At 66.5% G+C, this 20,939-nt stretch carries 22 protein-coding genes; 10 read left to right on the top strand and 12 right to left on the bottom strand.

Features of this window, described 5'->3' with window-relative positions:
* Positions 1-3 precede the first annotated feature (3 nt).
* Positions 4-1,941 (bottom strand): patatin-like phospholipase family protein, encoded by a 1,938-nt coding sequence (locus ISF28_RS02125; RefSeq protein ID WP_198115467.1) that lies wholly within the window; start codon positions 1,939-1,941, stop codon positions 4-6.
* A 126-nt stretch (positions 1,942-2,067) separates the two neighbouring features.
* Here ISF28_RS02125 and ISF28_RS02120 point away from each other — a divergent pair, with 126 nt between their 5' ends.
* Both ISF28_RS02120 and ISF28_RS02115 read left to right on the top strand, forming a co-directional pair.
* A complete protein-coding gene (locus ISF28_RS02120; protein WP_198115466.1) occupies positions 2,068-2,442 on the top strand; it encodes a hypothetical protein in 375 nt (124 codons plus the stop codon).
* A 70-nt stretch (positions 2,443-2,512) separates the two neighbouring features.
* The gene (locus ISF28_RS02115; RefSeq protein ID WP_198115465.1) at positions 2,513-2,953 is read left to right on the top strand and encodes a DsrE family protein; all 441 of its coding nucleotides are present in this window, start codon (positions 2,513-2,515) and stop codon (positions 2,951-2,953) included.
* Here ISF28_RS02115 and fdhD read toward each other — a convergent pair.
* Positions 2,938-3,780 carry a formate dehydrogenase accessory sulfurtransferase FdhD gene (gene fdhD / locus ISF28_RS02110; RefSeq protein ID WP_198115464.1) on the bottom strand — a complete coding sequence of 281 codons (843 nt, stop codon included), beginning with the start codon at positions 3,778-3,780 and terminating at the stop codon, positions 2,938-2,940. The genes ISF28_RS02115 and fdhD overlap by 16 nt on opposite strands.
* Positions 3,781-3,932: 152 nt before the next feature.
* On the opposite strand from fdhD, the gene ISF28_RS02105 reads away from it, so the two are divergent.
* The 3 genes from ISF28_RS02105 (at position 3,933) to ISF28_RS02095 (ending at position 9,017) form a co-directional block, all read left to right on the top strand.
* The gene (locus ISF28_RS02105) at positions 3,933-6,251 is read left to right on the top strand and encodes an FdhF/YdeP family oxidoreductase (RefSeq protein ID WP_229518810.1); all 2,319 of its coding nucleotides are present in this window, start codon (positions 3,933-3,935) and stop codon (positions 6,249-6,251) included.
* Positions 6,252-6,347: 96 nt separating this feature from the next.
* The gene (locus ISF28_RS02100) at positions 6,348-6,974 is read left to right on the top strand and encodes a response regulator (RefSeq protein WP_198115463.1); all 627 of its coding nucleotides are present in this window, start codon (positions 6,348-6,350) and stop codon (positions 6,972-6,974) included.
* A 66-nt stretch (positions 6,975-7,040) separates the two neighbouring features.
* The gene (locus ISF28_RS02095; protein ID WP_198115462.1) at positions 7,041-9,017 is read left to right on the top strand and encodes a peptidase U32 family protein; all 1,977 of its coding nucleotides are present in this window, start codon (positions 7,041-7,043) and stop codon (positions 9,015-9,017) included.
* Between the two features lie 256 nt (positions 9,018-9,273).
* Here ISF28_RS02095 and lpxO read toward each other — a convergent pair whose 3' ends face one another.
* The 4 genes from lpxO to ISF28_RS02075 form a co-directional block, all read right to left on the bottom strand.
* Positions 9,274-10,173 (bottom strand): lipid A hydroxylase LpxO, encoded by a 900-nt coding sequence (lpxO, locus tag ISF28_RS02090; RefSeq protein ID WP_198115461.1) that lies wholly within the window; start codon positions 10,171-10,173, stop codon positions 9,274-9,276.
* Positions 10,174-10,303: 130 nt separating this feature from the next.
* Entirely contained in the window at positions 10,304-10,531 is a 228-nt protein-coding gene (locus ISF28_RS02085) for a DUF6139 family protein (protein WP_198115460.1), read from the bottom strand.
* Positions 10,532-10,642: 111 nt separating this feature from the next.
* Entirely contained in the window at positions 10,643-10,843 is a 201-nt protein-coding gene (locus ISF28_RS02080) for a hypothetical protein (RefSeq protein ID WP_198115459.1), read from the bottom strand.
* Between the two features lie 177 nt (positions 10,844-11,020).
* Positions 11,021-11,944: a class I SAM-dependent methyltransferase gene (locus tag ISF28_RS02075; protein ID WP_198115458.1), complete on the bottom strand. Its 924-nt coding sequence runs from the start codon at positions 11,942-11,944 to the stop codon at positions 11,021-11,023.
* Positions 11,945-12,163: 219 nt separating this feature from the next.
* On the opposite strand from ISF28_RS02075, the gene ISF28_RS02070 reads away from it, so the two are divergent.
* Positions 12,164-13,504: a diguanylate cyclase domain-containing protein gene (locus ISF28_RS02070; RefSeq protein WP_198115457.1), complete on the top strand. Its 1,341-nt coding sequence runs from the start codon at positions 12,164-12,166 to the stop codon at positions 13,502-13,504.
* Here ISF28_RS02070 and ISF28_RS02065 read toward each other — a convergent pair.
* Together ISF28_RS02065 and ISF28_RS02060 are read right to left on the bottom strand one after the other, a co-directional pair.
* The gene (locus ISF28_RS02065) at positions 13,488-14,177 is read right to left on the bottom strand and encodes an ankyrin repeat domain-containing protein (protein WP_198115456.1); all 690 of its coding nucleotides are present in this window, start codon (positions 14,175-14,177) and stop codon (positions 13,488-13,490) included. The two genes, ISF28_RS02070 and ISF28_RS02065, sit on opposite strands and share 17 nt — an antisense overlap.
* Before the next feature lie 2 nt (positions 14,178-14,179).
* Positions 14,180-14,962: a TatD family hydrolase gene (locus tag ISF28_RS02060; protein WP_198115455.1), complete on the bottom strand. Its 783-nt coding sequence runs from the start codon at positions 14,960-14,962 to the stop codon at positions 14,180-14,182.
* A 157-nt stretch (positions 14,963-15,119) separates the two neighbouring features.
* On the opposite strand from ISF28_RS02060, the gene ISF28_RS02055 reads away from it, so the two are divergent.
* Genes ISF28_RS02055 through ISF28_RS02040 form a run of 4 tightly spaced genes read left to right on the top strand, consistent with a single transcriptional unit; the run spans position 15,120 to position 18,289 of the window.
* Positions 15,120-15,464, top strand: coding sequence for a GntR family transcriptional regulator (locus ISF28_RS02055; RefSeq protein ID WP_198115454.1), 345 nt, complete (start codon positions 15,120-15,122; stop codon positions 15,462-15,464).
* Positions 15,461-16,360 (top strand): ABC transporter ATP-binding protein, encoded by a 900-nt coding sequence (locus ISF28_RS02050; RefSeq protein WP_198115453.1) that lies wholly within the window; start codon positions 15,461-15,463, stop codon positions 16,358-16,360. The genes ISF28_RS02055 and ISF28_RS02050 overlap by 4 nt, the downstream gene beginning before the upstream one ends.
* Positions 16,357-17,031: a hypothetical protein gene (locus ISF28_RS02045; RefSeq protein WP_198115452.1), complete on the top strand. Its 675-nt coding sequence runs from the start codon at positions 16,357-16,359 to the stop codon at positions 17,029-17,031. Before ISF28_RS02050 ends, ISF28_RS02045 begins: the two co-directional genes overlap by 4 nt.
* A 22-nt stretch (positions 17,032-17,053) precedes the next feature.
* Positions 17,054-18,289 carry an acyltransferase family protein gene (locus ISF28_RS02040; protein WP_370663374.1) on the top strand — a complete coding sequence of 412 codons (1,236 nt, stop codon included), beginning with the start codon at positions 17,054-17,056 and terminating at the stop codon, positions 18,287-18,289.
* A 28-nt stretch (positions 18,290-18,317) separates the two neighbouring features.
* On the opposite strand, the gene ISF28_RS02035 is transcribed toward ISF28_RS02040, so the two are convergent.
* Genes ISF28_RS02035 through tmk form a run of 4 tightly spaced genes read right to left on the bottom strand, consistent with a single transcriptional unit; the run spans position 18,318 to position 20,938 of the window.
* A complete protein-coding gene (locus tag ISF28_RS02035; RefSeq protein WP_198115451.1) occupies positions 18,318-18,836 on the bottom strand; it encodes a GNAT family N-acetyltransferase in 519 nt (172 codons plus the stop codon).
* 17 nt (positions 18,837-18,853) lie between these two features.
* Positions 18,854-19,255 carry a PilZ domain-containing protein gene (locus tag ISF28_RS02030; RefSeq protein WP_229518809.1) on the bottom strand — a complete coding sequence of 134 codons (402 nt, stop codon included), beginning with the start codon at positions 19,253-19,255 and terminating at the stop codon, positions 18,854-18,856.
* Positions 19,256-19,268: 13 nt separating this feature from the next.
* Positions 19,269-20,312: a DNA polymerase III subunit delta' gene (locus ISF28_RS02025; RefSeq protein ID WP_198115450.1), complete on the bottom strand. Its 1,044-nt coding sequence runs from the start codon at positions 20,310-20,312 to the stop codon at positions 19,269-19,271.
* Positions 20,303-20,938: a dTMP kinase gene (gene tmk / locus ISF28_RS02020; RefSeq protein ID WP_370663373.1), complete on the bottom strand. Its 636-nt coding sequence runs from the start codon at positions 20,936-20,938 to the stop codon at positions 20,303-20,305. The genes ISF28_RS02025 and tmk overlap by 10 nt, the downstream gene beginning before the upstream one ends.
* Position 20,939 lies beyond the last annotated feature (1 nt).

Raw genomic sequence — 20,939 nt, 5'->3', positions numbered from 1 at the left:
CAATCAGTGCCGGACCTCCTGCGAAGGCCGCGCCGCCACGGGCTGTCCGGCCTGGCGCCGCGCGCGCGCCCGGGCCGGGGTCAATACGGGCTGCGCCGGCACGGTCGGCACGACGGCCGTGATCCGCACGTCTTTCAGGCGCCAGTCGGCCGGGGTGCCGTCGCCGGCGGCCAGTTCCGTCCGGCCTTCGATGCGCACGGGCCGGCCGTTGATCTGCGTATGCGCCGAGCGCCACTGCACGAGCGCCTGCGGGGTCTCCGGAACGTCCGGCGCGATGCCGTGCACGGTGGCGCCTTCCACGATGAGCTCGCCGAAGCGCGCCGCGCCATCCGGCCGGATCGCCGCGGCCGGTCCGCTGGCCGCGCCGGCGGGCGGCAAGCCGGCCGCGCACGCGCAGGCGCCCGCGAGCGTGCCGTCCAGGCCGGAGAACAGTTTTTCCACATGGCGCCGCAGGGCCAGATAGCGGTGGGCCTGCACCGTGCCGTGTTCCCACAGGGCGGCGCGCAGGCCGGGATCGCGGTCCAGCTTGGAATTCGCGCCCAGCGGCATGCCGGTCGCCGCCGCGACGGCGCTGCCGTCCATGACGATGCGGTCGACCTGCACGAGCTTGTCGCGCCGCTGCGCGGCGGTGCTGGCGGGCGCCTCGTCGCCGCCGCGTCCCGTCTCCATGCGCCGGTTGATCGCGTCCACGAAGCCCAGTTCCTGGTTCATCGACAGATTGCCGGCCAGCGAATTGCGCAGGTCCCAGATGTCGCTGCCGGAGAACGCGATGCCGCGGCGGCCGTGCGGCGCGCCCGCCTCGGCCTTGGCCTGGATCGGATTGATCTGCACGACCCAGATCTCGTCCGGCTTGCGCGCATCGTCCACCACGCCGGAGAGGAAGTTGCGGATCGGCGGATTCTGCGAGAACAGGCCGTCCCAGAACGTCAACGGACGGGGTTCGAGCGTCAGGTCGTCGGTGCCGCCGACCTCGTGGGCCCGGAACAGCCACGGCGCCGAGGCGGAAGCCAGCACCGAGTCGATCGAGATGCCGCCGTCGCCCGGCGCCCGCTCGGAGCTGAACGCGACGAACTCGCCTTCGTGCAGTTCGACGGCGCCCAGCAGCAGGCGCGGGATCGGCCGCAAGGCGTGCCGCACGCTGTCGGCCAGCCCGCTCAAGGCGTCGGCCTCGAAGCGCACGGCGGGCGGGCGCCAGCCGGCGATGGCCGCGTGCAGCAGCGTATCCTCGCCGATGCCGAGCTGCGCCATGCGCGCGCGCAGACGGTCGGCGGCGGCCAGCCTGGCGGTGATCCGGCCTTCGACCGCGGCCCGCTCCGCGCGGTAACGTTCCTGGCAGGGCGCGCCGGCCGGGAACATCGCCGCTTCCAGGTCGCCGCGCAGCCAGCGCTCGACTTCGACGGGAATGCTGGCGAACTCGCCCAGCTGGGCGACGAGGGGCCAATCCACGCCGGGTTCCAGCAGGGCCTGCAGCGAATAAAAGTCAGGCCGCATCCAGGGATTGTCCGCTCCGAACATGCGGGCCAGCATGGGCCAGACGTTCGTGTTCCACCACACCATGCCGGACAGCGGCAGCACGTACGGGCTGGCCTTGATGTCCCAGCCGCCCATCGAGGCGAGGTCGGCGGCGGCGCGGCCGAGGCGGTTGGTGACCGCCTCCACGACGCCGAGCGCGGAATTGCCCCGCCAGAACGTGTCCAGCCGGTGCGCGGCGTCGGGCGCGCCGCCCGTGATGAAACCGTACCAGGCGAGCAGCGCGCTGATGGCGCCGCCCGACGTGCCGCTGATGGCGACCAGCGCCGAGCGGTCGGTCGCCGCCTCGTCCTCGGCGCGGGCCGGCGGCAGGTTGTCGAATTCTCCCAGCAGGATGGGAAGGACGCCGCCCGTGTAGGCGGCGTGACTGCCGCCGCCCTGGCAGGCGATTGCGATGTGATTGGTTGCCATAAGATCTCCTTGACGGCCGCGCATTGATCCCTCCCGCACCCTTAGGCAGGCCGCGGCACCGCGGGTTCCCGGCTGAGGCGGCGCCACGTCGATCTTGCTTTATTGAAATGCGTCACGAATAATGTGGTGACGACCACTCTCGACCGCACCATGAAGCAACCGGAAGACCTGAGCACGATCGAATTGCCGCTCCAGGCGGCCACCGCGAAAAAGCGGGGCCGGCCGCCCAAGGACGACAAACTCAGCGATGCGGAGCGGGCCCGCCGCTACCGTGCGCGCCAGAAGATGCTGCCGAAAGGCGCCTGGAACTACGAGCAGGTGACGGCGCTCGCCCGCGCCGAAATCGAACGCCTGCTGGGCGGCGCGGCCGCGCGGCCGGCGGAGGAAGCGGAATTGGTGACGCAATGGGCCTACGGCATGTTCCTGCTGTGGGACCGCGTCACGGCCCAGCGCCAGCAGGCGGGCGACCGGGCGGCGCTGCTGGCGCTCGTGTCGGGCTGACGCCGCCCACGCTTGACATGGCGGCGGCCGGCGGCCACCATGGTTCCCCGATTATTTGCTGGGAGACACCATGACGCTATCCTCCGATCGCCGGCACCGCCGCCAACTCCTCGCCGGCTCGCTGGCGCTGGCCGCCGCGGGCAGCGCGGGCGCGGCGCCGGCCGCCGCCGGCTACAAGGCCGTGTTCCAGGTCAGCGACGCCGACCCGGCCAAATGGAACCTCACGCTGAACAACGCGCGCAATGCCCAGGCCGAACTCGGGGCCGGCAACGTCGTCATCGAGATCGTCGCCTTCGGACCGGGCATCGCCATGCTCAAGGCCGGCTCCGACGTGGCGGCCCGGCTGGCGGAAGACGGCCAGGCCGGCATCCGCGCCCTCGCCTGCGAAAATTCCATGCGCGGCTTCAAGCTCACGCACGACCAGATGGCGCCGACGGTCGGCTATGTGCCGTCCGGGGTCGCCCACCTCATCCGCCGTCAAACGGAAGGCTACGCCTACATCCGCTCCTGACCCTGCAGCCGGTCCCCGTGCGCGTAGCAGACGAAATCCTGCCCGCGCGCGAACGCGAGCAAGGTCATGCCGGCCCGGTCGGCCAGATCGACGGCGGCCAGCGTCGGCGCCGACATCCCGACCAGCGCCGGCACGCCGATCTCGGCCGTCTTCTGCGCCATCTCGAAACTCACGCGGCTCGTGATCAGGACGAAGCCGTCGCCGGGCCGCACCCGGCCGCGCGCCATCGCGCCGATCACCTTGTCCAGCGCGTTGTGGCGGCCGACGTCTTCGCGCACGATGGCGAGCGTCCCGTCCATGGCGCACCAGGCGGCGGCGTGGGCGGCCCCCGTGAGGCGGGCGAGCGCCTGCCGGTCGCCGAGCGCCGCCAGGGCATTGCGCACGCCGGCCGCATTCAGGCCTCGCGCCGGCGGCAGCGCCGGCACGGGGCGGCAGACCTGGTCCAGGCTGTCGACGCCGCACAGCCCGCACCCCGTGCGTCCGGTCAGGCTGCGGCGCCGTTCCTTGAGCGCCATGAAGGCGCTGCCGGCGATGTCGAGCTGCACGGCGATGCCGCCGGCGGTCCGCTCGACCTCGATGCCGTAGCATTGGCCGGGGCCCGCGATGATGCCCTCGGACAGCGAAAATCCAAGGGCGAATTCTTCCAGGTCGGCGGGGGTCGCCATCATGACGGCGTGCGAGATGCCGTTGTAGACGAGCGCGACCGGCACTTCTTCGATCAGCATGTCGTCCGCCTCGGCGAGCGCGCCCGCGCGCATGCGCAGCACGCGGCGGCTGCGTGCCGGCGGCGGCATGGCGGGGTCTTCGGGATGGTCGGACGAATGCATCGGGTCTGGCCTGCGGGACGGGAGGCCGATCATAGCAGACCGGCCGGCAGGTGCCGGCACCGCGTGTGCGCTGTCGAACAGACGCGGCCTCATGTTGCGCTCAAGCTCACTGCTATTGGGGCAATATGTGTCCCCGACGACGGAGTCTTGATATGAGCAAGCAAGGCGGCAAGGAACCCAACGAACCCAACGAACCCAGGATGCCGGCCGGCGGCTGGGGATCGCTGAAGGAAGTCGGCACGATCCTGCTCAAGGAGCGCGTCCCGGTCGAAGGCGCCCAGTTGCTGGTCCACCAGAACAAGTCCGACGGCTTCATGTGCGTCAGCTGCTCCTGGGCCAAGCCGGCGCATCCGCACCCGGCCGAGTTCTGCGAAAGCGGCGCCAAGGCGACGGCCTGGGAAGTGACGAGCAAGACGATCGGCGCCGACTTCTTCCAGCGCCACACGCTGCGCGAGCTGGAAAGCTGGCACGATCACGAGCTGGAACAAGCGGGCCGGCTGACCGTTCCGATGCGCTACGACGGCGCCCTCGACCGCTATGTGGAAATCACTTGGGAGCGCGCCTTCTCCGAGATCGGCGCCGAACTGCGCAAGATGGATCCGAAACAGGTCGTGTTCTACAGCTCGGGCCGCGCCTCGCTGGAAACGTCGTACATGTACCAGCTGCTGGCGCGCATGTACGGCAACAACAACCTGCCCGACAGCTCGAACATGTGCCACGAAAGCACCTCGGTGGCGCTGCCCAAGTCGATCGGCGTGTCGATCGGGACCGTCGTGCTGGACGATTTCGCCCGGACCGACTGCATCTTCTTCTTCGGCCAGAACGTGGGCGTGAACAGCCCGCGCATGCTGCACCAGCTGCAGGATGCGCGCAAGCGCGGCGTGCCCATCGTCACGTTCAATCCGCTGCGCGAACGGGGCCTCGTCAGCTTCGTCAACCCGCAATCGCCGACGGAGATGTTGACCGGCCACGAGACCGTGATCAGCACCCAGTACCACCAGGTGAAGGCCGGCGGCGACACGGCCGCGCTGATGGGCCTGTGCAAGGCCGTGCTGGAAGCGGACGAGCGCGCCCAGGCCGAAGGCGGCCCGCGCGCGATCGATGCCGCGTTCATCGCCGAGCACTGCCACGGCTTCGACGAATTCGCGGCCGCCGTCCGCGACTGCGGCTGGGACGAGATCGAGCGCGAGTCGGGCATCAAGCGCGCGCAGATCGAGCAGGCGGCCGGCACCTACATCCACGCGAAGACCGTGATCGGCGTGTACGGCATGGGCCTCACCCAGCACCGCAACGGGGTGCAGAACGTGCAGATGCTCGTCAATCTGCTGCTGCTGCGGGGGAATATGGGCAAGCCCGGCGCCGGCATCTGCCCGGTGCGCGGCCACTCCAACGTGCAGGGCCAGCGCACCGTCGGCATCACGGAAAAGCCGGAGCTGGCGCCGCTCGACAAGCTGAAGGAGCTGTACGGCTTCGAACCGCCCCGCGACAAGGGCATGAACACGGTCGAGGCCTGCGAAGCCATCCGCGACGGCAAGGTGCAAGCCTTGATCAGCCTCGGCGGCAACCTCGTGCGCGCCGTGCCGGAACACGGCGTGATGGACGCCGCCTGGCGCCGCGTGCCCCTCACCGTGCTGATATCGACCAAGCTGAACCGCAGCCACCTCGTGCATGGCCGGACGGCCTACATCCTGCCGTGCCTGGGCCGCATCGAGGTCGACCGCCAGGCGAGCGGCGAACAGGCCGTGTCGATGGAGGATTCGACGGGCTGCATGCACGGCTCGCGCGGCCGCGCGGAACCGGCGGCGGACACCTTGCTGTCGGAACCGGCCATCGTGGCCGGCATCGCCAAGGCGGCGCTGGATCCGAATCCGAAAGTCGACTGGGACGGCTGGGTGGCGGACTACGCCAGGGTGCGCGACGCCATCGCCGCGACGTATCCGAAGATCTTCCACGAGTTCAACGAGCGCATGTGGACACCGGGCGGCTTCCGCAAGCCGCTCGCCGCGGCCGACCGCAAGTGGAACACGCCGACCGGCAAGGCCAATTTCACGGTGCCGGAGACGCTGTCGACCGATCCCGACATGCCGATTCCCGCCGACGCCCTGCGCCTGTTCACGGTGCGCAGCGACGGCCAGTTCAACACGACGATCTACAGCCTGGAAGACCGATTCCGCGGCACGCGCGACCGCATGGTGTTGCTGATGGCCGGCGCCGACATGGCGCGCCTGGGCCTCGCGGACGGCGACGTCGTGACGGCCAGCACGGCCGTGGACGACGGCATCGAGCGCAAGGTCGAGGGCTTGCACGTGATGGAATACGGCGTGCCGGAGGGTTGTGTCGCGGGTTATTACCCGGAATGCAACCCGCTGATCCCGCTGTGGCATTACGCGAAAGAGAGCAAGGTGCCGGCCGCGAAATCGATCGCGATCCGCATCGAACGCACGGGTGGGCCGGGCCGGCCGTTGCATTGACGGGTAACGTTTCGCAAATATTGCTGTCACACGTTGTGATTATTTGATAGATTCCTGAATGCATCAATGGAATCGACACAACGTGACACGACAGCCATGACATTGCCATTCAGCCAGCCCTCGCCCGCGCAGGACTTCGACGCCGCCGCCTATTGTTCCACCCGGCAGGCGGCGGCCCTGCTCGGCGTGTCGCACCGCACGGTGCAACTGTGGGTGGAGAGCGGCACGCTCGAAGCGTGGAAGACGGCCGGCGGGCACCGCCGCATCGCCATCGCCTCGATCACCCGCCACGTCGAGCGGCGCCGGCAGGCGATGGCCAACCGCTCCGCGCCCGCCCGCTACAAGGTGTTGCTCGTGGACGACGACGCGGCAATGCTCGCGCTGTACGAATCCGCGATGGCCGGCTGGGACTTGCCGGTGGACGTCGTCCGGGCCGGCAACGGCTTCGATGCGCTGATCCGCATCGGCGAAACCCGGCCGCACCTGCTCGTGGGCGACCTCAGCATGCCGGGCGTGGACGGCCTGCGCATGATCCGCACCTTGCGCGCGAGCGTGGGTTACCGCGACATGGCCATCGTCGTGATCAGCGGCCTCGATCCGGCGACGATCCGGGCCATGGGGCTGCCGGACGACATCCCGGTCCTGTCCAAGCCGGTGGCGCCGGACGCGCTGCGGGACGCCGTCGAGGCGGCATTGCACGGGGAGGCGTTGACCGAGCGGTGACGTTGGACGGTGACATAAGCCCTTGATCTGGCTATAATTTCCGCCTTCGATAGCCAGGAATCGCCCATGTCACTGCTTGCCCACCAGCTCGAACTGCTGTCTCCCGCCAAAACCGCCGAGATCGGCCGCGAAGCCATCCTGCACGGCGCCGACGCGGTCTACATCGGCGGCCCCGCGTTCGGCGCGCGCCACAACGCGAGCAATACGCTGGAAGACATCGCGGCCCTCGTCGAATTCGCGCACCGCTACCGCGCCCGCATTTTCGTGACGATGAACACGATCCTGCACGACGCCGAGCTGGAAACGGCCGAGAAGCAGATCCGCCAGCTGTACGACGCCGGCGTCGACGCGCTGATCGTGCAGGACATGGCCATGCTCGAGATGGACCTGCCGCCGATCCAGCTGCATGCGAGCACGCAGTGCGACATCCGCACGGTCGAGAAGGCAAAATTCCTGTCGCAGGTCGGCTTTTCGCAGCTGGTGCTGGCGCGCGAGCTGACCATCGAACAGATCAAGGCAATCCGCGCCCAGGTCGACACCCCGCTCGAGTACTTCATCCACGGCGCGCTGTGCGTCGCGTTCTCCGGCCAGTGCTTTATCTCGCACGCGGACACGGGCCGCAGCGCCAACCGCGGCGACTGCTCGCAGGCGTGCCGCCTGCCGTACACGCTGTCGGACGGCGAGGGCCGCGTCGTCGCGTACGAAAAACACCTGCTGTCGATGAAGGACAACGACCAGAGCCGCAACCTGGAAGCGCTCGTCGACGCCGGCATCCGCTCCTTCAAGATCGAAGGCCGCTACAAGGACATGGGGTATGTGAAGAACATCACGGCCCATTACCGCCTGCTGCTGGACGAGATCCTGGAGCGCCGCCCCGAACTGGCGCGCGCGTCGAGCGGCCGCACGGAGATCCTGTTCACGCCCGACGTCGACAAGAATTTCCATCGCGGGCACACGGATTATTTCGCCCAGGGCCGCCAGCAGACCATCGGCGCCTTCGATTCGCCCAAGTACGTGGGCGTGGAGCTGGGCACGGTGACGCGCATCGGCGGCGACAATTTCGACCTCGTCACGAACACGGCCATGGCCATGGCCAACGGCGATGGCCTGAACTACATGCACAAGCGCGACACGGTCGGCATCCAGGCCAACACCGTGCAAAAGCTCGGCGAGGATGCGGAAGGCCAGCGCTGGCGCGTGTTCCCGAACGAGGCGATCGCGGCGCTGGCCGGGCTGAAGGTCGGCACCGTCGTCCACCGCAACCGCGACCATCAGTGGGAAGCGGCGCTCACCAAGAAATCGTCCGAGCGCAAGGTGCGCGTGGACCTGCGGCTGGAAGACGTCGACGGCGGCCTGCGCCTCACCGTCACGGACGAAGACGGCATCACGACGACGACCCATGCGGCGCTGGCCCTGCAGCCGGCGCAGCAGGCCGAGCAGGCGCTGGCCGGCCTGCGCGCGAGCGTGGGCAAGCTGGGGAACACGATGTTCGCGGCGGGCGATATCGACGTCGCGCTGTCGCAGCCGTGGTTCGTGCCGTCCAGCGCCATCAACGGCCTGCGCCGCGACGCCATCGCCGCCCAGGAAGCGGCCCGGCTGGCCGCGTGGCGGCGTCCGGAGCGCGCGCAACCGGCGGAGCCGCCGGCCGCCTATCCGGAAACGCAGCTCAGCTATCTCGCCAACGTGTACAACGACAAGGCGCGGGCGTTCTATCACAAGCACGGCGTGCAGCTGATCGCCGCCGCGTACGAGGCGCACGAGGAGCCGGGCGAGGTGTCGCTGATGATCACCAAGCACTGCCTGCGCTTCTCGTTCAACCTGTGCCCCAAGCAAGCCAAGGGTGTGCAGGGCGTGCAGGGCCAGGTCCGCGCCGAGCCGATGACGCTCGTGTCCGGCGACGAACGCTACACGCTGAAATTCGACTGCAAGCCGTGCGAGATGCACGTGATCGGCGCGATGAAACCAGGCATCCTGCATTCGCCGCCGCCGTCCGCCATCCCGTACAGCCCCCTGGTATTCCACCGCCAGCGCCCGCGCGCCTGACGTCCCAAATTCGGGGTCAGAGCACAAATTCGGGGTCAGAGCACATTTCGGGTCAATGTCCAGACGGACAGCAATGGGCCACTCGACTGCACTGCGGCAAGCTGCGAACAAGCGCGTGTGAGAATTCACAGCTGCTGGCGCCGAAAGGTTCTTCGGGCGAAATTACCTTAAAAAGTGCTCTGACCCCGAATTTTGCGGCAAATATGCTCTGACCCCGAATTTTTCGCTGGGCGGTTCGGTTGTCGGGGTGGGCGGGTCAGATGTAGTAGACGAGCGCGGCCAGGCCCACGATCAGCGCGACCTTCGTCGCCTTGTACGCGGTCTTGTTCCACGCCTTGTAGCGGCGGCGGTACTGGCCCATCACGTAGGAGATGCGGAACAGCTTGCTGACGAGCCCGGTCTGGTCGCCGCTTTCGTTCGGCGACGCGGCCGCCGTCATCATCGTGCGGCCCAGCCAGCGGTTGACCGCTTGCATCCAGCGGAAGCGCATCGGGCGCTCGACATCGCAGAACAGGATCAGGCGGTCGCTGTCGCTGGTGTTTTCCGCCCAGTGGATATACGTCTCGTCGAAGATGACGCCCTGGCCGTCGCGCCAGCTGTAGCGCTGGCCGTCGACTTCGATGAAGCAGCGGTCGTCGTTCGGCGTCGCCAGGCCCAGGTGGTAGCGCATCGAGCCGGCGAACGGGTCGCGGTGCGGGTTCAGCTTGGCGCCCGGCGGCAGCTCGGCGAACATCGCGGCCTTCACGGACGGGATGCTTTGCAGCAGCGCGTGCGTCTGCGGGCACAGGCGTTCGGCCGACGGGTGGCTGGCGTCGTACCACTTCAGATAGAAGCGCTTCCAGCCCGTCTTGAAGAAGGAATTGAAGCCGGCGTCATTGTTCTGCTCGGATGCCTTGATCTTCTTGAGTTCGATGAGGCGCAGCCCTTCCTCGCGGATCGTCGGCCAGTTTTCCTGCAATACCGACAACTCGGGAAATTCGCGCACGGGGATGTACGGCGTGCTCGGCACCTTGGAGAACAGGTGCATGAAGATATTGATCGGCGCCATGAACGACGAATGGTCGAACAGCTGGCGGCCGAACGGCAGCCGCACCTTGCCCCGGAAATGGATGTGCAGGACCGACAGCACGAGAAAACCGACAACGAACCACTTCATGACGCCTCCGACAAAACGAGGCGCAAGGATACCATATGCGATACGCGGCCGTACGCCGCCCGCCCCCGCTGGTCGGGACGGACGGCGTACGGCCGCGGATGTCCGTCGTCTTGTCGCGACGGCGCGACGGTCAGTGCATCGACGACGTGACGGCGTACCCTTTTTCGGCCAGTTGGCCGGTCAGGTTCTGGATATCGTAATCCGGCAGATCGCCGGCGCCGTCGTCGACTTCGAAGGCCCGCGCTTCGACTTCCCAGTCGGTATTCGTGGCTTCCTCGGGGATGTTGCGGGTCTCGGGGACGGCCAGGTAGGAGAACTTGCCGTCGTGCTCGGCTCTGCGGTAGATGTCCAGGCGCATAGTCATATCCTTTAAAAGCATGGCCCTCGGATGAAAGCCATCAGTATGGCACGATAGGCGAACGGTTCGTGTCCGTCTGTTAATCGGCGCACACTGGCCGGACGTCAATGCTCAGCGCCCGGCGCCGCCGCCGAGCACGCGCGCCGGCAGCATGACGACGGCGCGCAGCAGCTCGAACACGGCCTCCACGCCGATCCCCAGCAGCCGGAACGGCAGCAGCACGAGCCACACGAGCGGATACATCACGAGCGCCAGCAACGCCAGCGGCCAGCACAGGAACAGCAGGAACAACCACATGAGGAAACCCAGCATCGCCAGCTCCATCGGTCAGGACAAGGGCCGGTGCGGCCCGACGTGGTCACTGTAGTTGTATGGACGCCAACGCGCAACGATTCTGCGATGGACGGCGGACGGGGGCGGATGGACGGGGAAAATGCGGGGACGAGCGGATGGCGCCGCCCCGCGCCGCGGGGCGACCGTTCGGACTGCTTACGCGAGCGCGGTCTCGCGCGCGCGCACCGGCTCGCCCGCGCGCGCAACGACCTCGGCCCGCATCGACGCTTCCAGCGACGGGATCGAGCCGCCCGCGCGGTACGCGAAGCTCACCTGCACGACGTCGCCCGCCTGCACGTCCAGCGGCGTGGCCAGCGGCAGCATCATGTAGTGGTTCAGCCAGTCGATCGTGGTGCCGCGCTCCTCGATAATGGACAGGACGTTCTTGGTGATGAAGCGCAGCGCGTTCAGGCGCCCGCCCTGCTCCATGCGGAACTGGCCTTCCCACGCGATGGCGTCGCCCACCGGCTGGCTGAAGTCCATGATCGAATACACGCCCGGCTGCGCCAGCTCGACGGTGCCCGGGTAGATCACGTTGGTCGGCTGGAACTGCACGATGGGCGCGTAGAAGCCTTCGAAATCGTATTCCAGCTGCAGCGGCTGGGCGGCCATGATGACGGCTTCCGGCATGAAGATCGGCAGCGGACCGCCGAAGCGCGCCAGGTAGCGGCGCTTGAACGATTCGATCACGTCGACCTGTTTTTCGCGCAGCATGCCCACGTGGATCATCTCGCAGATGACGATGTCGACCGGCTCCGGCGGCAGGTATTCGAACGCGTCCGCGTGCACGACCTCCACCTTGTGGCCGTTCTCGTTCATGGCCAGGAAGCGGCGCGCCTCGTGCACCATGTCCGGATTGAACTCGACGCAGTAGACCTTGTCCGCGTTCTGCGCCGCGAAGAACGACAGGACGCCCGTGCCGCCGCCCAGTTCCAGCACCTTCATGCCCGGCTTGACGGCGTGGTAGATCGCCGACTTGAAGCTGTGCATGCGGTTGTGATCCATCAGCATGTTGTGGTGGTAGTGGACCGGGATGAACTGCCCCAGATAGCAACTCTCGATTTCGCGTTCGTTCAGCATTGTGTCCTCGTTGTCGGGCCCGCGGTCCTGCCGGCGCCATGTTGATCTCAGGATGCATTATGTACACGGTGGAAAACCGGCGATGCGTGGAGGTGACGGGGATTTGCAGTTCAGTTTGTCGGATCGGCGGAACAGCACCGGCGTTGAGAAAATACTATTAGCTATTTCCTGAGAGAGAATGTTAGTATTTTCACGCCGCCCGTCATCACCGCTTTTCACATGGTCCATTCGATTCGTTCCCTCTCGGCGAATATTGCCGATCTGTTGCTGGACGTCGTGTTCCTGGTGGATCGGCACGGCGTCATCGTCGACGTCAGCGCGGGCAGCGAGCGCATCCTCGGCTACCGCCCGACCGAATTGATCGGACGGCACATCCTCGATTTCGTCGTTCCCGAAGACCACGACCGGACCCTCGCGGAAAGCGCGCGCATCGCGGCCGGACAGGACAGCATCGGCTTCGAAAACCGCTACCTGCACAAGGAAGGCCACTGGGTCGACGTCATGTGGTCGGCGCGCTGGATCGCCGACCAGAACCTGCGCCTGGGCGTCGCGCGCGACGTCACCCTGCGCAAGCGCGCCGAACGGCGCCAGGCCGCGACCTACGCCATTTCCGAGGCCGCCTTCGTGGCCGGCGACCTGGCCGGACTGTGCGCCGACATCCATGGCATCCTCGACCGGATGGTCGGCGCGCCCGGCATGGTCGTCGTCACGGATCCCACCGCGCAACAGGGTTTCAAGGTCATCTACCGGCGCGACCACGACGAACGGACGCGCCCGCCGTCGCGCGCCTGCCTCGCGCGCTGGCGCGCGGCGACGTCGAATCCGGACACGCTCGCGCCGGACGCCGTACGCCACGTCGCGGCCGGCCGCCTGAACACCTGGCTCATGATCGACTTGAAGGGGCCGGCGGGCACCATCGGCGCCCTGCTGTTGCGCGACCGCGCCGGTACCGGCTACTCGCCGGCCGACCGCGGCCTGCTGCGCTTCGTCGCCGTCCAGGTCGGCCTGGCGCTGGAGCGCAAGCGCCTGCACGACGACCTGATGCGCTCGGCCTGCCACGACGAATTGACGGGATTGCCGAACCGGCGGCTGTTCTTCGACCGCGTCCGCACGGCCGTCGCCCGGGCCCGGCGCAGCCAGTCACGGCTGGGTCTGCTGTACGTGGACGTCGACGAATTCAAGCAGGTCAACGACCATCATGGCCACGCCACCGGCGACGCGCTGCTGCGCGAGGTGGCCGCCCGGCTGGTGGAGTGCGCGCGCGAGTCCGACACCGTGGCCCGCCTCGGCGGCGACGAATTCGTGCTGCTGCTGGAAGACCTGCAGGCGCCCGAAGACGCCGACCGCTGCGCCGACAAGATCCGCGCCGCGCTCGCGCAACCGGTGCCGACGCCGTGCGTGCCGCTCCACATCGGCGTCAGCATCGGCATCGCGCTGTTCCCGGACCACGCGGACCAGGTCGAAACGCTGTTGATGCACGCGGACGCGCGCATGTATGCGGCCAAGCGCGCGCACCCGTGCCAGGCGGACGGCGCGGATCCGCTCAGCGGCCGCTCTTAGCGCGCTGCTCGAGCGCCTTCGCGATAGCGCCGTGATCGGCCCGCCGCGCGATCTCGGCCGCCGTCAAGCCTTCGCTGTTCTTCAATCGCGGATCGGCGCCCTGGCCGAGCAGGAACAGCGCGCTGTCCTGATGGCCTTCGCGCGCCGCCATCATCAGGGGCGTGTAGGCGCCGCTGGCGGGCGGCGACGCCGCGTCGATGCGGGCGCCGTGCGCCAGCAGCAGGCGCGCGATGTCGTCGTCGCCGCTGGCGGCCGCGTAGTGCAGCGGCGTCCAGCCGGGACGGTTCACGGCCGCGCCCTTCGCGATCAGGGCTTCGGCGGCGGGTTTGTCGTGCTTGTACGCGGCCATCATCAGCGCCGTGTTGCCGTTCATGGCTGGTGCGTCGACGTTCGTGCCGGGATAGCGCAGCAGCGCGTCGAACACCTGCATCGCCCCTTCGCGCACGGCGAGCACCAGTGCCGGTTCGCCGCCGACCGGGTTCACCTGGTTCGGGTCGACCTTGCCCAGCAAGGCCCGCACGGTGCCCGCATCGTCCATCTGCACGGCGCGGAAGAAGTCGGCCGTCTGCGCCGGCGTCTGCGCAGCCTGCGCCGGATGGATGCCCGCGGCCAGCGCCACGGCCAGCACGAAAGATCGGAGAACGGTACGGCGCAACGGGCGGTGGGACGTCATGGTCAGTTCCTCGCGGCCTTGAACAGGTTGAAGAAATTCTCGGTGGTGCGGTCGGCGATCTCGCGCAGCGGCACGTCCTTCAGCGTCGCGAGGTATTCCGCCACGTGGGGCACATAGCCCGGCTCGTTCATCTTGCCGCGATAGGGCACGGGCGCCAGGTACGGCGAATCGGTCTCGATGAGGATGCGGTCCAGCGGCAGCGCCCTGGCCACGGCCTGCAGGTCTTTGGCGCTCTTGAACGTGACGATGCCGGAGAACGAGATGTAGAACCCCATCTCGATGGCGGCCAGGGCGACGTCCAGCGACTCCGTGAAGCAGTGCATCACGCCGGCCACGCCGCCCGCCTCGACGCCCGCGCCTTCTTCGCGCATGATGCGGATCGTGTCCGCGCTGGCGGCGCGCGTGTGGATGATCAGCGGCTTGCGCGTCTCGCGCGACGCGCGGATGTGCGTGCGGAAGCGCGCGCGCTGCCATTCGAGGTCGCCCTCCAGCCGGTAATAATCGAGGCCGGTCTCGCCGATCGCGATCACCTTGGGGTGATCGGCCATCTCGACCAGTTGCGCGACGGTGGGTTCCGGCGTGTCCTCGTAATCGGGGTGCACGCCGACCGAGGCGAAGATGTGCGGGTATTCTTCGGCCAGGGCGAGCACGCCGGGGAAATCCGGCAGGTCGACGGACACGCACAGCGCGTGCGTGACCTTGTTCTCGGCCATCCTGGCCAGGATTTCCGGCATCCGCGCGGCCAGTTCCGGGAAGTTGATGTGGCAGTGGGAATCGATGTACATCCCGATATTGTACGCGACCCGCGAGAGTGACAGCCCCGCACGATCCCATGCCGGAACTCGGCAAAAAAAATTTCTGCGCGCAGCGGCCCAGTGTGTATATACTGTGTATATGGATAAGCACAGTGACCTCGTCATCTCCCAGGCTGATGGCCGGCCCATGTATCTGCAGATCATGGAGCAAATCCGTAATAAGGTCGCGCTTGGGGATTGGGCGCCAGGAGACGAGATTCCGTCCATCCGTCAATTGGCTGCCCAGTTATGCGTCAGCGTCATCACGGTCAAGCGTGCCTATCTCGAGCTCGAACGCGAAGGGGTCATTTCGACCCACCAGGGCCGCGGCTCGACGGTCGCTGCCGCACCGAACCTCCCCAGCCAATTGTGGGCCCAGGACCTGAGCTGGCATCTGGGCGAGGTCGCGCGCCTTGCCCACATGCTCGGGCTTTCGCCGGAAGACACCACGTCTCGTCTCCTCCAAATCATCAACAAGACAGGAACCCGATGAACCCGTCACCTGCCATTGAATTGCACGGCATCAGCAAACGCTACCCTCATTTTCATCTCGACGGCATCGACATGACGATGCCGACCGGCTGCGTCATGGGGTTTCTCGGTGCCAATGGCGCTGGAAAATCCACCACGATTCGTATCATGCTGGGCCTGGTCACCCAGGACAGCGGGCAGGCGAGCGTTCTCGGCTATGACATGCCCCGCCAGCAGGCACTTGCCAAACAGGATATCGGCTTCGTTTCAGAAGATGTGCGCCTGTATCCCAACGCCAATCTGGCCTGGCATATGGAATGGATGGCATCGATCTATCCCGCCTGGGATCAGGTTTATGCGATGGCGCTGGCGAAGAAGCTTTACCTGAATCCCGTGCAGTCGATGAGGCAACAGTCGCACGGACAACGCGTCAAGGCCGCGCTCCTTCTGGCGCTCGCTCGGCGGCCGCGCTTGCTGATCCTGGATGAACCGACGACCGGCCTCGACCCCGTCGCCCGTCACGAGGTGCTCGCCGCACTGATGGAAGTCGTGACCGACGAGGAACGCACCGTCCTCTTTTCATCGCAGAACACGCGCGATGTCGAGCAAATTGCCGACCGCCTCACCTTCATCGACCAGGGTCGCATCGTCGATTCCGACGACACCGCACACTATACCGAGCGGTGGCGCCGCTTGCGCCTGGACGTGCCGAACGACGTCACGCTGCCCGAGCTTCCCGGGACGGTCGAGGTGGCGGGACAAGGCAGGGCGCGGACGCTGACGACATCCCGCTTCGAACCCGCATTGGCGGCCGCATGCGAGGCCGCGGGCGCGACCGTGCGCTCCGTCGAACAGATGAACCTGGAAGAAATTTTTGTCTGCAACGTCCTGGCAAAACGTAAGGAGCAAGCCGAATGAACACATCGATGATCGCGATGTTGATACGCAAGGACGTCCACTTCTTCCACCGAATCGTCGCGGGCTATATTGTGTTCGGCCTGTTGGCGATCGCTCTGGCCAGCATACCCGGGGCCACGTTTTTTCGTGCCGGCGGCGTCCTGCTTGTGACCACGCTCGTTACACTAGGCATGCATTTGCCTGTTGTAACGGTTCTCGGAGAAAGCAGGAACCAGACGCTTGCCTTCCTGATGAGTCTGCCGATCACGCCGGCGGAATACACCTGGTCGAAGCTCGCTTTCAACCTGCTGAGCTACTTCGGCGTGTGGAGTCTGTTGCTGTTTGCCTCGATCGCCGCCGTTCACCTGCAGGGTCACCTGCCCCGTGGGCTGATCCCTTTCCTGCTTATTGTCTTCGGCGGCTGTGCCGCGAATGCGGTGTTGGTGCTGACCGCCGCATTGGTGCGCGATTCGCTCGACAAGACGATCCGTGCGGTCGTCTTCTGGAACGTCGTGTTGCAGGGGACCGTCTACAGCGCGGCGACGAACCGCGCGATTCATGCGTCCATGCAAGGCGGCGCCGTGGTCTGGAGCGCGGACGTATTCGGTTTCCTGCTGGCAGAACTGGTGCTGATTGTTGCCGGCTTGGGCGCCACCCTTTGGCTGCGGTCACGCAAGACGCAGTTCATCTGAAATCTATCGGAAAGGAGTACCAGTGAACGCACCGTCCCGCATACACGCATTGGACAATCTGCGCGCGATGTTGATGTGGCTTGGCATCGTATTGCATGTCGCCGTCAACCACATGGCGACGCCAACGATGCCTTGGCGCGACAGCCAGTCCTCGCCGGCCGCCGACTTGATTGTCTTGCTGATTCACTCGTTCCGAATGCCTGCGTTCTATATTCTTGCCGGGTTCTTTGTCGCCAGGATGCTTGAAGAGCGTGGCCGTGCGGGCATGCTGAAGAATCGCGCGCGGCGCATCGGACTGCCGTTCGTCATTTTCTGGCCAATTCTTTTCGTCTGCGTTTCGAGCTTGATAGTGATATTTGCACACCTCATGCAGCGCGGCACGATCGGATTCGATCTCACCTTGCTTCCCAAACGGGAACCCCATCAAACCGCATTCAACACGATGCATCTTTGGTTCCTGTACGACCTGCTATGGCTTTGTCTGCTGGCCGCGGTCGCCAGCCGTCTTGGACAATATTTGCCGCACCGGGTGCTCGCCGCGGCACGCAGCGCCGCGGGCAACATGCTCGCGACGTGGTGGGGCACGATCGTCCTCGCGATTCCGGTGGCGCTTATCGGGACCGCGTATCCGCACGGCATCCTGGCGCCCAGCGGGTCCTTCGTGCCGAATCTGGCCGAGATTGCCGACTATGGATTATTCTTCGCCGCCGGCGCGACCGTGTATTGGCAACGCCACGACCTTCTTCCCCAGCTCGAGCGACGTTGCTGGCGCAATGGCATCGCCGGCTTGGTCGCGTTTATCCTCAGCCTGGTCACGTTGAAAGCCGGCAGTGCGGCAGACGCTCGCATGGCGTATCCGGATCTCGGCACCGCACTGTTCTTCGGTTGCACCAACTGGCTGTGGAGTCTCGCTGTGCTGGGATTCTTTTCGCGATATCTTCCTCGACAAAACCGCGTCCTGAAATACCTGTCCGACAGTTCGTACTGGGTCTATCTGGTCCATTTGGCGGGCACGATCGGCTTCGGCATCCTGTTGTATGACGCGCCCTTCGGTGTCGCAGGGAAGATGTTGCTAAACATTTCCGCGACCACGGCCGTATGCCTGCTCAGTTACCACTGGTTGGTGCGCAATTCGTGGATCGGTGTCTTGCTCAACGGCCGCCGCGCCCGCGATGGCTCACCCGCATCGATTGGGTTGCCCCAGCTCGAACAAAGCCCAGCCGGTGCCGCCGCAGCCGCAAAGACCACGCCGCTTTGATCTTGAGCGAAGACCTCGCATGCCCGCGTCAGGCGACGCGCTTGCCGAGAATGATCAGGTCGCGCTCGGTGCCGTCCAGGTTCGCGACGCGCGGAAAATTGGCCCACGTCTCGAAGCCATATTTACGGAACAACCCCAGGCTGGGCACGTTGTGGCCGAAAATAAAGCCGAGCAAGGTGTGCACCTTGACGTTCGGCGCGAACGCCATCGCCTGTTCCAGGCAGTAACGCCCCACGCCCTTGCCGCGCCAGCTTTCCGCGATATAGATCGACAGCTCGGCCGTGCCCGAATACGCCGGGCGGCCGTAGAAATTCGAGTACGAGCACCAGCCGATCACGGCCGGATTATCCGACGCGTCGGCCGCATCGTGGATCACCCACAGCGGGCGGCGCTCCGGCGTGTGTTCGTGGAACCAGCCTTCGCGCGACGCGACGGTGACGGGCTCGGTGTCGGCCGTGACTTCGCGCGACGCGATGGTGGAATTGTAGATGTCGACGATGACGGGCAGATCTTCGATGCGGGCGAGGCGGTGGACGTAGGACGGCATGTTGAAACGAACAGGAACTATAGGGTATGGGTGGCGCGCGACGAGCGCAGCGCGGCGCCGAGGATTTCTTCGATGCGCAGGCGGGCGCGCTGCCCGGTCTCGTCGGCCGGGAAATGCACGCCGATGCCCTGCGCCTTGTTGTTGTTCGCCCCGGCCGGCGTGATCCACGCAACCTTGCCGGCGATCGGGTATTTGTTGGGATCGTCCATCAGCGACAGGATGAGGTAGATCTCGTCGCCGACCTTGTACGGCTTGTTGGTGGGCACGAACATGCCGCCGTTTTTCAGGAACGGCATATAGGCCGCGTACAGCGCGGCTTTTTCCTTGATGGCGAGCGACAGCACCGACGGCCGCGCGGGCTGCGGCGCGTTCGGATCGGCGGGCAGGCCGCTGATCGGACCGTTAGGCGTTACACTCATCGTCGTCCTTTCGTCAAACAGCCCCGGCACCGCAACGGGCTATGTAATCGAGCAACATGTCTTCGACAAACAGTTTCGGAGACAACGGGTGATCGGCCACGGCGCGGCGCTCGTTCGTGGATTTAATTGCTTGCACCAAATTGGCCACGTTCACGCGTCCAGCCAGGGCCGCCAATTCCCGTTGATACCTCGGATAATACCGGATCACCCCCGACAGCTTGTACGAAAACACGTCATACAGCCACCGCTGCTGCCACGCAACGAGGGACGCCAGCGGCGCCTTGCTCAATTTGTCGGCACTGCGCAACGCGGCGTCCACGCTCGGCTGGGCGAGGATCTGCAGCAAGCCGTCGAGTTCCTCGCGGCTGCCCGTCTCGGCCTGGGCCAGGGCCGCCAGCGGCGCGCCGCCCTGCTCGCGCAGCCAGCCGTCCGCGTCCTGCACGCCCTGCGCTTCCAGCCAGGCGAGCGCCTCGGCGTGCTCGGGCATGGGCAGGGCGAACTTGCGGCAGCGCGACAAGATCGTCGGCAGCAGCCGGTCCAGGCCGTTCGATGCCAGCAGGAACACGGTGCCCGGCGGCGGTTCCTCGAGCGTTTTCAGCAAGGCGTTCGACGCCGGCATGTTCAGGCTTTCCGCCGGATACAGCACGACGACGCGCAGGCCCTGGCGGTGCGTCGAGATGTTCATGAAATCGGCCAGCGCGCGCACCTGCTCGATCTTGATCTCTTTCGACGCCGTCTTCGTTTTCGTCTTTTTCTCTTCGGCCGGCGCGTCCTCGCCTTCGGCCGCCGGGACCTCGTCCTCCAGCGCTTCCGGACGCACGCGGCGGTAGTCCGGATGATTACCCTGGGCAAACCACCCGCACGACGCGCACGTGCCGCAGGCGTGCCCGTCCGGCCTCACGTTCTCGCACAGCAGCGCCTGGGCGAACGTTTCGATGAAGTCGGCCTTGCCGACGCCGGCCGGGCCGTGGAACAGGATCGCGTGCGGCAGGCGCGCGCGCATCGCCTGCAGCCGCGTCCAGGCGTCCTGCTGCCACGGATACATGCTCACAGCCATTTCTCCAGCGCGGCTTGCAGCGCGGCGCGCACGTCGTCGATCGACCGCGTGGAGTTGATGACGACGATGCGTCCGTTCGATGCCGCGGCGCGGCGCAGGTATTCGTCGCGCACCCGAGCGAAGAAATCGGCCTGCTCCATCTCGAATTTGTCGAGCGTGCGCGTGGCCGCCAGGCGCGCGCGGGCGACCTCCAGCGGCACGTCGAACAGCAAGGTCAGGTCGGGCTGCAGGTGCGGATGCACCCATTGTTCCAGCGCGTCGAGCTTCGCCCGGTCCAGGCCGCGGCCGCCGCCCTGGTAGGCGAAGCTGGCATCCGTAAAGCGGTCGGACAGGACCCAGTCGCCGCGCGCGACCGCGGGCTCGATGACCTGGGCGACATGCTCGCGCCGGCTGGCGAACATCAGGAGCGCCTCCGTCTCCAGATGCATTTTTTCGTGCAGCACCAGGTCGCGCAGTTTTTCGCCCAGCGGCGTGCCGCCCGGCTCGCGGGTCGAGACGACGGTCTTGCCCGCGCCCTTGAGCAGCGAAGTGACGTAGCCGATGTGCGTCGATTTGCCCGCGCCGTCGATGCCTTCGAAGGTGATGAAGCGACCGCGGACGGCATCGTTGTGATTCATTGCATTCATT

The organism is Massilia rhizosphaerae (assembly GCF_016093545.1).
GTDB classification, from domain to species: domain Bacteria; phylum Pseudomonadota; class Gammaproteobacteria; order Burkholderiales; family Burkholderiaceae_D; genus Telluria; species Telluria rhizosphaerae.
Note: the sequence above shows the minus strand (reverse complement) of the source record. Positions and strands in the feature narration are given on the sequence as shown.

Coding starts and splice junctions, on each gene's coding strand:
- ISF28_RS02125 (WP_198115467.1), bottom strand. CDS start 1,941: ATGGCAACCAATCACATCGCAATCGCCTGCCAGGGCGGCGGCAGTCAC.
- ISF28_RS02115 (WP_198115465.1), top strand. CDS start 2,513: ATGACGCTATCCTCCGATCGCCGGCACCGCCGCCAACTCCTCGCCGGC.
- fdhD (WP_198115464.1), bottom strand. CDS start 3,780: ATGCATTCGTCCGACCATCCCGAAGACCCCGCCATGCCGCCGCCGGCA.
- ISF28_RS02105 (WP_229518810.1), top strand. CDS start 3,933: ATGAGCAAGCAAGGCGGCAAGGAACCCAACGAACCCAACGAACCCAGG.
- ISF28_RS02100 (WP_198115463.1), top strand. CDS start 6,348: ATGACATTGCCATTCAGCCAGCCCTCGCCCGCGCAGGACTTCGACGCC.
- ISF28_RS02095 (WP_198115462.1), top strand. CDS start 7,041: ATGTCACTGCTTGCCCACCAGCTCGAACTGCTGTCTCCCGCCAAAACC.
- lpxO (WP_198115461.1), bottom strand. CDS start 10,173: ATGAAGTGGTTCGTTGTCGGTTTTCTCGTGCTGTCGGTCCTGCACATC.
- ISF28_RS02085 (WP_198115460.1), bottom strand. CDS start 10,531: ATGCGCCTGGACATCTACCGCAGAGCCGAGCACGACGGCAAGTTCTCC.
- ISF28_RS02080 (WP_198115459.1), bottom strand. CDS start 10,843: ATGCTGGGTTTCCTCATGTGGTTGTTCCTGCTGTTCCTGTGCTGGCCG.
- ISF28_RS02075 (WP_198115458.1), bottom strand. CDS start 11,944: ATGCTGAACGAACGCGAAATCGAGAGTTGCTATCTGGGGCAGTTCATC.
- ISF28_RS02070 (WP_198115457.1), top strand. CDS start 12,164: ATGGTCCATTCGATTCGTTCCCTCTCGGCGAATATTGCCGATCTGTTG.
- ISF28_RS02065 (WP_198115456.1), bottom strand. CDS start 14,177: ATGACGTCCCACCGCCCGTTGCGCCGTACCGTTCTCCGATCTTTCGTG.
- ISF28_RS02060 (WP_198115455.1), bottom strand. CDS start 14,962: ATGTACATCGATTCCCACTGCCACATCAACTTCCCGGAACTGGCCGCG.
- ISF28_RS02055 (WP_198115454.1), top strand. CDS start 15,120: ATGTATCTGCAGATCATGGAGCAAATCCGTAATAAGGTCGCGCTTGGG.
- ISF28_RS02050 (WP_198115453.1), top strand. CDS start 15,461: ATGAACCCGTCACCTGCCATTGAATTGCACGGCATCAGCAAACGCTAC.
- ISF28_RS02045 (WP_198115452.1), top strand. CDS start 16,357: ATGAACACATCGATGATCGCGATGTTGATACGCAAGGACGTCCACTTC.
- ISF28_RS02035 (WP_198115451.1), bottom strand. CDS start 18,836: ATGCCGTCCTACGTCCACCGCCTCGCCCGCATCGAAGATCTGCCCGTC.
- ISF28_RS02030 (WP_229518809.1), bottom strand. CDS start 19,255: ATGAGTGTAACGCCTAACGGTCCGATCAGCGGCCTGCCCGCCGATCCG.
- ISF28_RS02025 (WP_198115450.1), bottom strand. CDS start 20,312: ATGGCTGTGAGCATGTATCCGTGGCAGCAGGACGCCTGGACGCGGCTG.
- tmk (WP_370663373.1), bottom strand. CDS start 20,938: ATGAATGCAATGAATCACAACGATGCCGTCCGCGGTCGCTTCATCACC.